Origin of the sequence: Pseudoalteromonas sp. NC201 (assembly GCF_002850255.1) — a bacterium.
In the GTDB taxonomy this organism is placed as follows: Bacteria; Pseudomonadota; Gammaproteobacteria; order Enterobacterales; family Alteromonadaceae; genus Pseudoalteromonas.
The window spans coordinates 2,819,493-2,835,062 of record NZ_CP022522.1; the positions used below are offsets into that span (position 1 = coordinate 2,819,493).

13 protein-coding genes, 7 tRNA genes and 1 pseudogene are annotated in these 15,570 nt (G+C 41.2%); 2 read left to right on the forward strand and 19 right to left on the reverse strand.

Translation table 11 applies throughout. The features are described 5' to 3' along the window. Window positions 1-12 precede the first annotated feature (12 nt). The 9 genes from PNC201_RS12165 to PNC201_RS12205 all read right to left on the reverse strand — a co-directional run bounded on the left by PNC201_RS12165 (window position 13) and on the right by PNC201_RS12205 (window position 10,208). Complete coding sequence (locus PNC201_RS12165) at window positions 13-879, reverse strand: phytanoyl-CoA dioxygenase family protein (protein ID WP_102057204.1); 867 nt, start codon at window positions 877-879, stop codon at window positions 13-15. Then, on the reverse strand, window positions 872-1,774 hold the full coding sequence (locus PNC201_RS12170) for a phytanoyl-CoA dioxygenase family protein (protein ID WP_102057205.1): 903 nt from the start codon (window positions 1,772-1,774) through the stop codon (window positions 872-874). Before PNC201_RS12170 ends, PNC201_RS12165 begins: the two co-directional genes overlap by 8 nt. Continuing rightward, window positions 1,767-3,350, reverse strand: a complete 1,584-nt coding sequence (locus PNC201_RS12175; RefSeq protein WP_158299122.1) for a carbamoyltransferase C-terminal domain-containing protein — start codon at window positions 3,348-3,350, stop codon at window positions 1,767-1,769. The genes PNC201_RS12170 and PNC201_RS12175 overlap by 8 nt, the downstream gene beginning before the upstream one ends. Beyond that, complete coding sequence (locus PNC201_RS12180; protein ID WP_102057207.1) at window positions 3,344-4,801, reverse strand: hypothetical protein; 1,458 nt, start codon at window positions 4,799-4,801, stop codon at window positions 3,344-3,346. Before PNC201_RS12180 ends, PNC201_RS12175 begins: the two co-directional genes overlap by 7 nt. Window positions 4,802-4,813: 12 nt before the next feature. Next, window positions 4,814-5,677 carry a hypothetical protein gene (locus PNC201_RS12185; protein ID WP_102057208.1) on the reverse strand — a complete coding sequence of 288 codons (864 nt, stop codon included), beginning with the start codon at window positions 5,675-5,677 and terminating at the stop codon, window positions 4,814-4,816. A gap of 27 nt (window positions 5,678-5,704) precedes the next feature. Then, window positions 5,705-6,907 (reverse strand): hypothetical protein, encoded by a 1,203-nt coding sequence (locus PNC201_RS12190; RefSeq protein ID WP_010606642.1) that lies wholly within the window; start codon window positions 6,905-6,907, stop codon window positions 5,705-5,707. Then, window positions 6,900-8,570 (reverse strand): ATP-binding cassette domain-containing protein, encoded by a 1,671-nt coding sequence (locus tag PNC201_RS12195; protein ID WP_102057209.1) that lies wholly within the window; start codon window positions 8,568-8,570, stop codon window positions 6,900-6,902. The genes PNC201_RS12190 and PNC201_RS12195 overlap by 8 nt, the downstream gene beginning before the upstream one ends. 28 nt (window positions 8,571-8,598) lie before the next feature. Then, window positions 8,599-9,546 carry a polyprenyl synthetase family protein gene (locus PNC201_RS12200; protein WP_102057210.1) on the reverse strand — a complete coding sequence of 316 codons (948 nt, stop codon included), beginning with the start codon at window positions 9,544-9,546 and terminating at the stop codon, window positions 8,599-8,601. A gap of 335 nt (window positions 9,547-9,881) precedes the next feature. Beyond that, window positions 9,882-10,208: a hypothetical protein gene (locus tag PNC201_RS12205; protein ID WP_158299123.1), complete on the reverse strand. Its 327-nt coding sequence runs from the start codon at window positions 10,206-10,208 to the stop codon at window positions 9,882-9,884. A gap of 128 nt (window positions 10,209-10,336) precedes the next feature. Between PNC201_RS12205 and PNC201_RS12210 the strand changes: the two are divergent. Then, window positions 10,337-10,897, forward strand: a pseudogene (locus PNC201_RS12210) (IS30 family transposase); the annotation flags it as partial. 259 nt (window positions 10,898-11,156) lie between these two features. Here PNC201_RS12210 and PNC201_RS12215 read toward each other — a convergent pair. The 9 genes from PNC201_RS12215 to dnaQ all read right to left on the reverse strand — a co-directional run bounded on the left by PNC201_RS12215 (window position 11,157) and on the right by dnaQ (window position 14,200). Beyond that, a tRNA-Asp gene (locus tag PNC201_RS12215) sits at window positions 11,157-11,233 on the reverse strand. Between the two features lie 29 nt (window positions 11,234-11,262). Further along, a tRNA-Asp gene (locus PNC201_RS12220) sits at window positions 11,263-11,339 on the reverse strand. Window positions 11,340-11,380: 41 nt separating this feature from the next. Beyond that, window positions 11,381-11,457: transfer RNA gene (locus PNC201_RS12225), tRNA-Asp, on the reverse strand. Window positions 11,458-11,506: 49 nt separating this feature from the next. Further along, window positions 11,507-11,583: transfer RNA gene (locus tag PNC201_RS12230), tRNA-Asp, on the reverse strand. A gap of 32 nt (window positions 11,584-11,615) precedes the next feature. Further along, window positions 11,616-11,692, reverse strand: a tRNA-Asp gene (locus PNC201_RS12235). A gap of 32 nt (window positions 11,693-11,724) precedes the next feature. Continuing rightward, window positions 11,725-11,801: transfer RNA gene (locus PNC201_RS12240), tRNA-Asp, on the reverse strand. Between the two features lie 30 nt (window positions 11,802-11,831). Next, window positions 11,832-11,908: transfer RNA gene (locus PNC201_RS12245), tRNA-Asp, on the reverse strand. Between the two features lie 110 nt (window positions 11,909-12,018). Next, window positions 12,019-13,389, reverse strand: coding sequence for a TIGR03503 family protein (locus tag PNC201_RS12250; protein WP_102057212.1), 1,371 nt, complete (start codon window positions 13,387-13,389; stop codon window positions 12,019-12,021). Window positions 13,390-13,486: 97 nt separating this feature from the next. Further along, complete coding sequence (dnaQ, locus tag PNC201_RS12255; protein WP_102057213.1) at window positions 13,487-14,200, reverse strand: DNA polymerase III subunit epsilon; 714 nt, start codon at window positions 14,198-14,200, stop codon at window positions 13,487-13,489. A gap of 69 nt (window positions 14,201-14,269) precedes the next feature. On the opposite strand from dnaQ, the gene rnhA reads away from it, so the two are divergent. Beyond that, window positions 14,270-14,740, forward strand: coding sequence for a ribonuclease HI (rnhA, locus tag PNC201_RS12260; protein WP_010606636.1), 471 nt, complete (start codon window positions 14,270-14,272; stop codon window positions 14,738-14,740). Between the two features lie 63 nt (window positions 14,741-14,803). On the opposite strand, the gene PNC201_RS12265 is transcribed toward rnhA, so the two are convergent. Beyond that, window positions 14,804-15,553 carry a class I SAM-dependent methyltransferase gene (locus PNC201_RS12265; RefSeq protein ID WP_102057214.1) on the reverse strand — a complete coding sequence of 250 codons (750 nt, stop codon included), beginning with the start codon at window positions 15,551-15,553 and terminating at the stop codon, window positions 14,804-14,806. Between the last annotated feature and the right edge of the window lie 17 nt (window positions 15,554-15,570).

The window sequence follows — 15,570 nt, forward strand, 5'->3', positions numbered from 1 at the left end:
TTTAAACCAAATTTATCCAGCCTTTAACCGACGCTCTGGTAAATCTGTCGCAACACCGTGTAAAACTGGACACATGATCGAATCGGCTATATCAACATAAAAATTCGGTTGTGGCGGCTCGTTTGTAACATGAATAGGATCGCTAAACAGCAACTTGTTATGCTCAAAACGCAAATGCAATACAAAAGTTTTACGGGTACGACCTGAGAGTAAATTATCAGTGGCATGGATCAAACGACTATCATGAAAAGTCACATCACCACGCTTAGATAGATATTCCACCACATTCCACTTAATACCTGTCTTTTGGGCAAACTGCTGTCCCAATTCATCCAACGGTTTACGGAAACTGAATCCAGACACTTCGCGCTTATTCAGCGGCTCAAGTCGGTGAGAATTTTCAACATAAAGAATTGGCGCATCATCACTGTTAACATCTTCAAGAGCGATATGAGCTGTAATCCAGTGACCACTAAACAAATGTTTACCGTATTGACCGTCTTGATGCCAACTTATGTTGTACTCTAAACCTTCACCGGGCACCTTGTTAACCAAGTGAATAAAAAATGCCTGAGCAAAATCACTATTCATCAAGCGACTAGACAATACCCCAATCCCAGCTTCCATCAATAAACCAACCAAAGCAGGATCTGCCACAGTAGGATAAGAAACACGAGTAAGGTATTTTTCTGAATCTTTCGGAGGGTGAGTACGACGAGGTGGCGGATTACCACTAACATATTCTCCAGCCATAATACGGTCATAACAAGCCTCTAGCTTATCTAGCATTTGCTCGTTAAGTAGCCCTTCAAATTTTACCAAGCCAGTATCATTCAATTGCTTTTGATGAGCAGACATATCATAGTATTTATCAAACACAGTTTAGTTCCTCAAATGTTTGTTTAGGCGCAGCAAAACCGACCAAATCAGTAGCAACACCATGAATTACCGGACACATCAATTGATCGGCAAAGTCCAAGTAATAACTAGTTTGTGGCGGATTATTCCGAATTAAAAACGGTTCGTTGATCACCAACGGGTTATGACTAGTACGCATATGAATACTAAAGGTCTTACGGGTTTTACCACTGCGTAGATTGTCCGAAGCGTGAATTAAACGACTGTGATGAAAATTAACATCACCGCGCTTAGAAGTATGATACTTAACCTTCCAAGGTACATTTAAACGCTCAGCTAATACCAAGCCATGCTCATACAAATCAGCCTTAAAGGCCTGCCCAGTAATTTGTCCTTTATGTAAACCTTGTTTGAAAGTCGGTAAATGATGTGAATCTTCAATATACAATACTGGCGCATCATCTTCATTAACATCAGATAAAGTAATGTGAGCGGTGATCCAATCTCCTTCAAATAACCAAGGAGAATATTGTCCATCTTGATGCCAGCCGATATTAAACTCAGGCCCCTCGCCGGGCACCTTATTAATCAATTGAATACCCCAAGCCTGAACAAAATCACTCTCGCTTAATGCATTGGCCACAACCCCAATTCCAGCTTCCATTAATAAGCTGACCATTTGCGGATCTGCAATTGCCGGACAAGAAATTCTGGTCAAATTATCGTATGAGTCATTTGGCATATGAGTGCGATTAGTCGGTGGCACACCTGTTAAATAATTACCTTCAATAATACGGTCAAAACAAGCTTCAAGTCTTTCAAGCAAATCTTCACCTATTAATTTTTCGAAACCAACAACACCATTATCTAGATAATGTTGCCGCTTTTGATTAAAATCATATTGGCACTCAAACAAAATGCCCCCTCCTTGCAATCAAATCACCAAATACATAAACATCAACATCTCTGTCGGCAAAATCATTGATTACATCTTCTGGTGTCAAACAAATTGGCTTGCCACGACCATTAAGAGAAGTATTAATCAACGCCCCAACACCACTAAACTTTTCATATGCTAGTAATAACTCATGAACTTTAGCATTATCTGTTGAGCTAACGATTTGCAAACGCGACGTGCCGTCAACATGAGTAGCCTCTGGGATTAAGTCCGAGTCAATATCATAATTAAACAACATATATTTTGACGGAAATATATCATTGGTGATTTTAGCCAAAGACTCTTCAGCAACTATCGCCGCTAAAGGGCGATACCATTCACGAGACTTAACCATATGATTGAGTCTATCTTTCATTCCATGAGCCTGACAACTTGCAAATAATGAACGATTACCCAAAGCTCTTGGTCCCATCTCAGATTTACCCTGATACCAAGCAACAACCTCATGATTGTGTAGATATTTTGCTAATTTTTGCGCTGTATAGTCCTCGACAATAAAACCTTGCTTTTCAAGCCAGTCACGCTCAACTGTATAGCTTTCACCACAGCTATATACAGACACAGGCTCAAGTAAATGACCTTTCAATTGTAACTGGGCAAATATCGCCGCTCCCAAACTTTGACCTGAGTCATTGCAAACAGGAGGTACAGAATAACGTTCACCATAGCGCTGCCACAGCAGAGTATTCACCATAAGATTCAATGCGCAACCACCAGACATGGAAACTGAGAGGTCCTCATCAGTAACAATGTGACTAACATGCTCAACCACTGTCTGAGCGAACAATTGTTGTAAAGTCGCCGCCAAATTAGCCTTAACTTTAAACGTCGGTTGCCCTATATATTGTTTAAACAACTTAGCTAAAAACTTAGGTCTTTCAACTACTGAATAATCATAAAGATTATGTGGTGCAGCCAAAATCATCTCAGCATATCTCGGTTCATATTCACCATATGCCGCCATACCCATCACTTTGCCTGCAGCTGAAGGAGATTTTTCTATGCCCATCATAACCGCAAGAGAAGTCCAACCCATACCAGAGCCAAACCAAGGCAATTCATTGCAATGAGTAATAGTTAATTGTTTGCCATCACGACGAACCACACAATTACGTGAAAAATGCCCCCGCCCTTCATTAACAAAACACAGCTGTTTTTCCGCAGGTTTAGCATATTGAAAGCCAACCATTGCATGGCACATTTCATGGGCAACAACAAAACATTTAACTGACTTTCCTGTAATCAGAGTTTTAGACTCAAAATAGAAGTTATGCTGGTCAATACCTTGATTCAACGTTTCAAAATCATCGATTTTTGCGACCTTATTGCTAACGTGAGTACTAAAAGAAACCACATCGACCCTTTGCAACAAATCGGCCTTATGCTCTTTTAGATAATCCAGGGTAGTTTGAATTTTTCCATCGTGTTTGACCCGAGATAATCGCTCGGTTTCAATCGACCAAATCAATTCTCCATTTTCAACAAAGCTAACAGCCGAGTCATGACCTATTGAGTGAACCCCCATAATCAACATGATGCTGCTTCCTGCGCTTGTTTGGCCGCAACCCATTGTTCATGCATCATTGCTAATAAACGCACAGTCCGATTAGTGGTCAGGCGCAAAGCTCCAAACTCCTCAATATACATTTGACTAATCTGTTCGATATTGAGCTTTTGCAACAGCAACACCAAATCCTCTGGTGAAGTAACAACTTTGTCAGTCAACTGAGCATCAACAAACATATTCATCATTGCCTTAGCGCTATCTGTCATCTCAACTTGATGCTCAGACATTTTAGCTTCAAGACCAGCAATCAGTTGAACCTTGCACTGACCTATTTGCCCGAGAACTTTTTGCTCTTCGGTAGGTGGTTGTAACCACGCTAAGTTAGGCCTTAAATTAATCGAATCACCAGCCAAATACTTCAATACATTGGTTCTTAGTTCACAATAAGCCTGTGGCGAGTCAACCAACTCAGCAATCTTGTTGTAAATATCTTTCCAATCATCTCTGATACAACCAAGTTGATGCTGCTCAAGGTACTGTGCTCCCCACTCTTCCATTGGCAATCCAGAACGCAAACCCAACACAGGTTGCTTACCAAGTACAGCTTCGATCAATGTATTAATACTACCTTTACCAACATACACAGTGCCTTTTTTACCAAGTTCGGCCACTAAAGCTAAAAAATCCTTTTGTTGCAGACCATCAAGGACTTTTGCACGGCCCGGATAATCACGGGCGCTTTGTTCAGCTACCGCCAGCTCTTCAGCATCATTGATCACAATATAATGAAGGTTTAAATTGGTGTTTTTCAACAACTCTTGATACAACAATGTATATTTACGCCCACCGCGATTACTTACCAAAATCACATCTGTCAATTCACTAACTTGCTGCGTATCAGCTAAATTTTCCATTTGCACCGAAGAGATATAACCAAAATCATGAATTTGTGTTGCAGGCACTTTCACTATATCGCGCAGATATTCAGTTGCAGCAGGTAAACGAGTCAGATATTTCATACCGCTATCAATTGCACTACGGTGAACATCCATACTAAAGTGACCGTGATTAGTCACATAGTTATATAATTGTTCCGGCATTTTCTTAATTTTCTGGGCTGCTAACATACGAGCCACCACACCTTTAGTGCAGATAACGGTCGTAGGTTTACGCTGTTCAATCGCCTCAAGCAAAGGCAAATATTCAGAAAAATCTTGCTCTTCGGTTTGCTTAGCCACCCTATGATCTAAACGGGTAACAATATTCAAATAATTATCAAATACTTCATCAGTATTAGCGGCACTCTTTACCGCCATCTTAATGTCTTGACCCACTTGAACAAAATTGTCAATATAATCATCACCAGCAATCAAATCCACAAGCTGACCCGAGGTCTTAGTCAAAAACGCCTGCAACTGTTTAGCAGCCAGAAAATTCCCAAATTCTCCCCAGGACTTCATACATACAATTAAAATCATCCTCAAGTCCTCTTATTGTGCATTCATAGTAGTAGTAATGTAATCAACTATATCCAAACGAATTTGAGCAAATTGCTGCTGACAATCTTGACTCCATATGCTTTCAAGCAGTTTGCTCAAAGTACTGTATTCCCTATCAAGAACTTGCAAAGCAGCATTAATGCGGATTTGAACGTCAGATTTAGATTGCTCAAAAGTCGCCTTATCCATAACTTCAAAAATAATATTCTCACCTTGGATTTCGACATCTTTAGTAAAATCAATGGCATCATCAATCAAACAACAAATACGACCGAAATAACGGGTCGCTTCAATGAGGTTATGGTCATTTTGTTGTGGTAAAGCATCAACAAAATCTCTGGCAATCATCGCGAAGAAACTACCGATGCGGTCAGTAGAAACATATTCGTCACCATTTTCCCCCTTTGCTTGGGCTATTTTACTTTGAATAATGGAGTCGTAGAGTCCTTTACAAGTCTGCTTAATATTATCTAAACGACTTTTCTCACCGCAGCTTCTTTCAGCAATTGCTAACATCATGATGTAAAAGACATACATATCTTTATCGCCGACCCTTTCGTCGCCATCAATAAAGTCGTCGGCGATACTAGTAGACAAGCTAAACAGTAAACTTTGCATCACACTTTCAATGCGCTCAGGCCATTGCTCTTGAGGAATATCGCAAACACGAAATAAAAACCAAATTGATGGGTATCCCATGCACTTTGACGAAAAGTATTGAGCCGACTGACCCAATACAGAACTAATAAGAGGGCCGTATTCTTGCAAATGCTCACAAACCTGTTGAGATACTTGATTGCGGACAGGTGTCGCATCCAAGATGCGCTCAAGCGCATCAGAAACATATTTATCCATGGACTATTCCTTATTATCAATGACAAATTAAACGATATACGGGAAGAAAATCCCAAACACATACTCATAGAGTTTTACCCCTTCAAGGGTAATAAAGGCTTGAGTTGAATTACCATGAACTAACTTAAAGTCTTTCATATCCACAATATCAATAATCACTTCAGCACGACCATCCTTTACTCCCATAATGGTTTTAACCTTTCCTTTAATAGAACCATACTTAAGATAATTATATGCGCTGAGTTTAACTTCAACCTCTTTACCCAAGGCGATATCGAGAATGTGCTTTTCATCGACATAACCTTTGGTAACAAAGTGCTGTCCTTCAGGGTAGATGGTGTAAACCAATTCGCCTTTTCTATATTGGGTTTTGCGAATGCCATTGAGACTTTCAAACTCAACTCGGCCATCAACTTCAGCCTTGCCCTGCAAGCGGTTATGATTTTTTTCCAATTGCGCTAACTCTAATTCTTTAAGTTTTAGGCTATCGGCAAACACTTTAGCTTCGTTTTCCAATACAGATAAAGTCACCGCCATATCGCGCTGACGGGTTAAACCTATCTGTTGTTGGCTTTGTTGATTTTTTAATTGCGCCAATTTCAGCTGTTGTTGATGAATATCTTGCTCCATCTCAATGATTTCCGCTCGCTTATGGAATAAATCCTGTTGATAGCGGATTTTGCGGTCTTTAGAGATATGACTTAAATTAGTCACTCCTTCGACAAAGGTCGATTGCTTAAGATAATCCTTATTAAGTAAAGTCAATTCTTGCTTCAACCTAACCAGCAGGTCTTCGATCATGATAATCTCAGCCTTTATACTTTTGACTTCAACCTCTTCAAACTGACTGAGCATAGCCACCGAACTTCGAGTTTGCTCTATTTTCTGCTTTAAAGCCTGCGCTTGCACTTGATCGCGGATCTCTTCTTGCCGAAGCAAAACCAACTGATCCTTAAGCTGAATATTTTCCGCTTGGTACATAGACATATCGGACACCACTTTACTCCCATCAGGCACCTGATATTGATCAATAATAATATCTCGCTCAGCGTAATGAAGGACAGGTTCGGGAACGATATAAATAAACGCTTCTTCCAGCACCACTCGCAATTGAATCGTTACCGCCAATGACGCCACTAATGCAATAGAAAATAACCAAAAAGTCACTTTTAACAACTTAGAGCGAGCTTTTCTCAATTCACCGTGAATATTGTCATTGACCTCATGCATATGCCACATCCTTGCGTTTATCAGTCTGTTTACTATCCGACAGACGTTTAGTTAACGTCAGAAGTTCACTGCGTTCACTATCAATAGTAAAATCATGGGCAACATAAAGAATGATACAGTTTGTTTTCTGATTAATAAGCTCACCAACAATCTTACTAGTGTGCTTATCTAAACCACGAAACACCTCATCAAACACCAATATAGGCTTATTCGACAAATACACTCTCAAAAACAAGATAATCTGTCTTTGTCCCTCAGAAAAAGGATTCACCCTATCACTAATTTGCGTATGCAATTGCTCCGGCAAAGCTGCAATTACAGACCATAGACCTATTTTCTTAAGTAAATCAACGACCGTTTCTTGTTCGATTGCTTGGCCTAAAGTAATGTTTTCCCACAGCGTAGTAGTAAACAGAATGTCATGGGGAAAGTACGCCGCACAATGGTTAATACGACGGTTTGAGTTAACCAAACGCTCGCCAATTTTAAAAGAAAATTCGCCATCAATGGGGTCAAACAAACCGACCAACGACTTACAAAAAGTCGTTTTACCTGCACCATTAGCACCAACCAATTTATAAATTCGATTAAGTTTAAAGGTAGTATCAGGTACATCACAAACAGCCTTACCATTAACCCCAACCTTAAGACCACAAACACTTACTTGCTCAATTGGCTGACATTCAACAGGTTTATCATTCAACTCCTTTTCATTGATACTGACACTATCCAAAAACTCCCGATAACGCTTTAGAGTTATACTAGTGCGCTTCAATTGCATAAAAGACATCAATATTTGCATTGTGGTTTTCATCGAAATTTCAGAAAATGCCATTAAAGTCAACATTTCACCTAAAGTGAACTTATTTAAAGACAAAATACTTATCACCACAATTGCTCGGATAGCAATACTGCTAACAGTACGGACGACAGAAGTACTAGTTTGAATTTTTTGCTGTAAAAACGACACATCCCGCTCACGATTGAGAAAATCCTCCATACGAGCAGTACATCGTTTAAAGACTTGACTTTTATAATTATTAGCGCGGATAGTTTCCCGCCCATCAACAATATCATCGACTACAGACAAAAAATCTGATTTAATTTGAAAACGCTGGGTTTCATACTCAACAGTTTTAGGAACGGCTTTAAGGTAGATCACCACCAACAACCCCAAACTGATAGCCATCACCAAACCTATCAGAGGGCTCATATACAAAATAATCGAACTAAGAACAAAGATGGTCAAAAAGCTAACGGCGATATCAACTTGCAAAGTTAAATAATACTTTTTGATATTCTGAGCATCATAAATCCTCTGAATCAAACTGCCCTTCTTATAACTGTTTAATTCAGGGATTTTGGCCGTAAGTAAGGCCACCAAATACTTATCTAAATGATGGTAATCGAGAAATTTTTCTAACACCACTCGATAACTTCTAGACAAATACCCGATAGTCAAATTTAGAGTTTCGTAGCAAGCATAAAACATTAAGAAGATTAGCAAAAATCGCATATCCCCCGACGGAATAACGCTATCGATAAGATACTGGGTAAAAAACGCCGTAAACGAGCCAATTAAACTAATTAGCAAAGCGAAAACAAACAATACCCGAATATGTTTGGAGTAAGAAAAACTAAGTTTTAAACGTTTAAAAAGCATAGACAAAACCAGATATAATACTCACAAACTAAATCGTATACTTAGTCAACATATGCCAAACGTAAGCATCTAAGTCACTCAGCGCTTGAGTATTTGGAGTATCGATTCGAGCAAGAAGAGCATGTGCCGCCTCTCGATGTTCAGCAAGAGTCACTTGAATCGCCTTTTTCACTTGTGTTCTGGTCATTGATTTTAAGTCATCTTTGTTACTGACCAAATCCACAATAGTCTTTTTACCATTTAACCGATCAAGCCCCGGCGTTTTACTTGTTTTCTCATCACCAATAAAGGCATCATAAAAATCATCTAGAATCTGCAAAATACGAGCAACTTCTCGGGCGTAATCAAACAAATGCTGACTAAGCTGTTCATTTTCATTAATCACACCAAGAATTTTCATCGGAAGAGAGATAATCGAGGAAGTTTTACCATCAATGAGTTTATAATAACTATCGAGATCTTCGGTATCAAAAGCATTAATATCCAATAGCTGACCATCAACTAATTCCATGCAAATATCACACAAATACAAACTGCAACCTGCAGCATATTTTGCCTTAACAGAATTAGCCAATTTAAATGCCAGACTAATAAGAAAGTTACCAGCCAAAATGGCAGTATCGGTACCATATTTTTTGTAAATTGTTGGCTCATTACGACGATAATCAGAATTATCCATAATATCATCATGTACTAACGCTGCCGCGTGTAACATTTCAATAGCAACAGCAACTTTCATTGCATCAGAAGCAGATTCTTGAGGTTTGTCATATACTTGGTTGGCCATGAGAACCAAAATCGCTCGAATACGTTTACCACCTTGAAGAGCATCACAAATCGGTTGATAGATATTTAAAAAACGAACCTTGTCCATTTCTTTTAAGATTTCATCATCAATTCTTTTTCTAAAAGATAACCAAGATTTCCCTTCCAAAACATCATTTGGTTGCTTAACTACGTCCATATCATCCATCATGCTTGCATATCCTTTTAATTTTCGAGACGCGGAATTATACCCAACTTTCTAAGTTTTACTACTAAAAAATCACATTTTACTTTCAGTTCACCCCTCATGCTTAACATAAAAACAACAACCAACCAAACTAAATAAACAGTCAAACAATCAAGAGTTCAAGGTAAAACAAAATTGAGCTTACTGCGCCCCTTCGCCATGTAGTGGGCTTTCCCCACCTCGCACTACTACGAGCGCTCCGGCCAATATATTTATCGATTTCAGACAGGTTCGTGGTTCAATTTAAAACATCCTTGTTAGCCCTGAACTCCGGGCACACGGTAAGTTATATCCCATGACTAAACTTCATTCGGTGTAGCAGCTGTAAAACTCGTGGGTTTAGCCACTTTTCTCAGTGCTTTGCTGCGACCACGATGATGTAATTGGTTTTCAGCCTTAAGCACACGATAGAAGCTTGACACTGAGCCAAGATAGATATTGTTATCTAACAACCTAGGCACTATCTGTGAAGGCGGTAAGCTAGCAAATTCAGGCTCATTACAAACATCAACAATGGCTTGTTGCTCATGCACGGTTAGTTTATTACTTGGCACTGGACGCTCTGCCTCTGGGCGTTTGTCTGTTTGTACTATGCCTTGCTGATACCATCGTCTATACGTTCTCAAGCTGATATCCATTTCTCTGCAAGCTTTCTCTACAGCGCAACCCGATTGTTTTGCTTCTTGAATTAAATCAATGTATTGCTGCCTATGGTCAAGCTCTGTTAATCGCCCTCTGAGTCCTCCCCGAATAAGGGCACAGACGTTATCGTAAAGGTTGCCGAAGCAAACGTGTCATCATCCTAAATCGGGTTGGCATTGAGCATAAACCTGCGATTGTTGACATTAAAACACGGTTTGGTGATTGGGAAGTGGATACTGTACTTGGCAAGCATGGCACGGGTGCAATCGTTAGTCTGGTCGAACGTACAAGTAAGTTTTACCTGATACGCAACGTTCCAGCAAAAAGTGCAGCGCAAGTGAGCAGAGCGATGAGAGGCATGCTGTGGCGCTATCGACGTCATGTTCATACGATAACTGCAGATAATGGGAGTGAGTTTTGCGAGCATGAATATGTCTCAGATAAGCTAAAAACCGATATCTATTTTGCTAACCCCTACTCCTCATGGGAGAGAGGGTTGAATGAAAACTTTAATGGTCTGCTGCGTCAATATATTCGCAAAGGAACAGATTTACGAACGGTGACAGACAAGCAAATTGCGCATATAGAGCGGGCGCTCAATGCGAGGCCGAGAAAATGTATAGGGTTTAGGCAACCTGTGGTGATATTCAATGAATTACGCAAAGCAGCCTAATTTAGCGAGTGGTGCACTTCGGACTTGAATTCGCGAGTAACAATGAAGAGAAATAAAACAAAGATAAAAGATAGATATGCTAAGAAAAAACAAAGTTGATCATGAAAACCAAACCGCATTCTCGTGACCAATGAATACCATTTTTAAACGCCCACGGTCACCAAATGGTGATCATCTGATCACAGGATCAAATAACAATACAATAGAAAAAGAAAATTAGGAGGTAAGTAATTGAAATATGAGAAGAGAAATTGCAAACTGGCGGAGTGGACGGGACTCGAACCCGCGACCCCCGGCGTGACAGGCCGGTATTCTAACCAACTGAACTACCACTCCGCAGTGATAGATTTGCAAGATATCTTAAATGGCGGAGTGGACGGGACTCGAACCCGCGACCCCCGGCGTGACAGGCCGGTATTCTAACCAACTGAACTACCACTCCGCAGAGATATCTTAATGACATTATTTTACTCGTTTTAGTGTTGGCGGAGTGGACGGGACTCGAACCCGCGACCCCCGGCGTGACAGGCCGGTATTCTAACCAACTGAACTACCACTCCAGCGAGTAAACAAGCTGTCATAAAGCTTGAATATAGTTATGCGATACATTGGCGGAGTGGACGGGACTCGAACCCGCGACCCCCGGCGTGACAGGCCGGTATTCTAACCAACTGAACTACCACTCCACTGAGTATTCGCATTTTTTGCTTCGAAGTGTTGGCGGAGTGGACGGGACTCGAACCCGCGACCCCCGGCGTGACAGGCCGGTATTCTAACCAACTGAACTACCACTCCATAAGAAGCAAATGCACGTTTGTAATAAGTATTGGCGGAGTGGACGGGACTCGAACCCGCGACCCCCGGCGTGACAGGCCGGTATTCTAACCAACTGAACTACCACTCCAGCGCGACTTATTGATACCACGAAGAAATTTGGCGGAGTGGACGGGACTCGAACCCGCGACCCCCGGCGTGACAGGCCGGTATTCTAACCAACTGAACTACCACTCCGCGTCATATTCTTGCAGTGTTTGCTGTAAGGTGTGCTCCCTGACAGCGGCGTGAATAATACGAATGACCCCCTCATGAGTCAACCGTTTTTTGAAAAAAAACCGTGTTTTTTAGTTATCTTTCATTGAAAGGTTCAAAATATCACCTGATTTATCATTTTTTGAACCATTCCCTGCTGCGTTATTTTCAGATGGTCCTAAATCATCAAGATCAATGACTTCTTCGGTTTTCTTAAATGGATTCTTTGGCATTGGTACTTTTAGTCTAATTGGCTTTTTTTGCACCAGAACACGAATGGCTAACCAACCGAGCAATAATACAACTAAGTTACCAGCAACAATAATACTGACTAATAGCGCTGTACTTATAGTCGGCTCTGGTTCTGGCTCGGGTTGTATCACTGCCGGTAACGCAGCGGCTTCCAATTCAGGCACTTTTTCAATGGGTCTTTCAATTTCAAAATTGTAGTTTGGCAACGTTGCCATAAACTCACGGCCATTGATATTTTCACCAAATACGGAGATTTCTACACTATAACGCCCCCAATCATAATTCTTGATTGGCAGCTGACGATAAAGCCGTTCTTCTGCATCTAAGGTAAACATCTGCTCTTCACCATTAGGGTAAAAGATTTTACCCTGTAGCAATATGGTCTCAGGTTTCACAACCGTGTCGTCTATCGTAATAGTAAGGCCATGTTCAAGCTCGTTTTCACCCGCTAGCATCAATTCAAAGTTGAATGGCGGCTCAGCGATAACAATAGGTGATTTGATCACTCTTCTTTTTAGAATGGGCGTTTCTATGAAAAATTCAGGCTGCCACTCTCCCGCAGGAAAGTTTAATTTAAACTCACCAGTAAAAATTCCATCCAAGGGTCTTTCATCAAACTCTCGGCCATCATCTTTAAAGTCGGTCACGCTTTGCGTACCTGCACCAAAGTTGGCATATTCATCGTTATTGGTACTAGAGAACTCCACATACAAAGTCACGACATCCCGGAAGTAACCCACATCTATCTGTTTGCCATCATTAGTCACGCGCCCTGTTACCTTCAGCACTTCACCACGGAATAATAGCGGGGGCAAAGCTTCAACTTCGAGTTCAATGTCACCAAGCACCATTATGCGGCTGTTTTTTTGGATCTGTCCGATGACTTGCCAAGGGCCTGGCGTTGGGTTCTTTAGAATGATCAAGTCATAACTGACTTCGTCATACCATCGTAGTGCATCATTATCCAGTGAACTGGTCGCATAATATTTACTACCATCAGGCTTCACAAGTACCACGGCGGGAGCGCCTGGGGCGCGAAAAAACAGTAAAGTGATCTCTTCAATATTATAATCAATACGAAAACGGTTATCTAAAAGAGGGATTTCATTTACCTTACCGTCCCGCTGCAACATCGTTATCTGTGGTGTTTGAGCGCCAACAACCGTACTTACTAGCAGTACAAACCCCAAGATAAGCTGTTTTAGATTCATGTATTAACCCTACATTGCGTTGATGGCCTGAGTGATCTTTTTTTGGGACAAAGCCCCTAGTTAAGCGTCTACTCCACCCCAACGATACCGATTATATTCATAATTGTTGCCACAGACTTTGTCCACAAGCTTTGTTTACAAGCTCTAAACGTTCTGTATGTGCTTGTTCTTCATCGGCAGAAGCACGTAAAACTTTAAGTGCAGGACGATTGCTGTCTAAACGAATAATGCCACCGGCTGAGTTAGCCTGATCACCTTTATTTTGATTTGCCAAATTCAGCTTTTTTTGGCCTCCCGTCATCGACAGGTAAACATCAGCAAGGATCTCGGAATCCAGCAAAGCGCCGTGCAGCGTACGCTTTGAGTTATCGATATCGTAGCGACGGCAAAGCGCATCTAGGCTGTTCTTCTGGCCCGGATGAAGATCCCTTGCCATCACCAAAGTATCTAGCACTTGACAATAGTCATGGGTTGCCGGAAAGCCTTGATTTAACTTAGCAAACTCGTGATCCATAAAGCCGACGTCGAACGGCGCGTTATGAATGACAAGCTCAGCTCCTTTAATATAGTCAAAAAACTCTTGCGCAATTTGATGGAAAAAAGGTTTATCACGTAAAAATTCGTTGGTGATACCGTGAACATCAATGGCTTCTTCTTCAATGTCGCGCTGAGGGTTGATATATACGTGGAAGTTATTCCCCGTTAGTCTGCGATTGACTAGCTCAACACAACCAATTTCAATGATCCTGTGCCCTGCTTTAGGATCAATACCTGTGGTTTCTGTATCCAGTACTATTTGCCGTGTGTGCATATCGTTGCTCGCTTAACTTTGCTATTATTTTGCCCTATTCGCACATTTTACATAAAAATAGGCAATTCAGTGCAAAAAACCGTAGAGATTTATACCGATGGCTCGTGTTTAGGCAATCCAGGTCCAGGTGGTTATGGTGTTTACCTTTCCTATCAAGGACATGAAAAAGAAATGAGTGCAGGGTATAAACTCACAACCAATAATAGAATGGAAATGCTTGCGGCTATTGTTGCACTCGAAACATTAAAGCGCCCCTGCGATATCATTCTGTATACCGACAGCCAATATGTTAAGCAAGGCATTGAGTCTTGGCTTGAAAACTGGAAAAAGCGCAATTGGAAAACCGCAGCCAAACAACCAGTAAAAAATGTCGATTTATGGCAAAGACTGGACGCTGCCACCAGCCGACACACGATCCAATGGCGCTGGGTAAAAGGCCACGCTGGAAATAAATATAATGAGCTTGTTGATGACTTAGCGCGTGAAGCGGCTTCAGGTCCAAACCTACTTGTAGATGAAGGCTACGAAGCCAGCGTCTAACTAAGGGATCATTCAATAACAAATAACAGCTCCCTTAAGATTTATATTAAGTAATAATACTCGTTATTCTTTATCTTGGCAGGTTTGTCTGAGTCCAGCCCCTTTCACAGCGGGTGTCCACTTAGGCTTTACATGCCACTTAGGTTTGATTGGAGTGAGCGGCATCACCCGCTTTCTTGCCACCAACATATACACGCTTCCCATCGGCTTTAAGTAATGACGGCAAAAACGACGCCATGGCGCAAAACGAGAAAGCCTCGAGCCTCGCGCTAAAGACGCATAAATAAAGCGCTCGTCACCAACAATCTCAAACCCGAGTAAATCTAGCCAATCCTTCACCCGCGATGGAGTAAAGAAGCGCCCTGACCAAGGTAGTTTTTCTTTACTAAAGGGAAGCATTTGCGCCACACCACATAAACTAAACGGATTAAAACCTGAGATCACAATATAACCTCCAGGAATAAGCGTTCGGTGGGCTTCGCGTAGAATATGATGCGGATCAGAATGATATTCTAAGCACTGACTTAAAATACAAGCATCGACTGAGTTTTCGTAAAAAGGTAGCTCGTCAATTTCAGCAAATACTCCGACACGTTTGCCTTGTGGGGCAACACAAACTTGATGCTTAATCGGGCTGGCAGAGGTATTCATTTGACCGCTCAAACAGCCGAGTTTTAGCATGTGGTAACCAAACATTCTTGGTAGCCATTCATCCAGTCGTTTTTGGATCCCCACCTTTAAATATTCACCGTGAGGAAAGTCTTGCCACTCATCGGGTTTGGGTCCTTGTAAAAAACTTAACGCTGGTTTCATTTACTAAGCTCGTTATA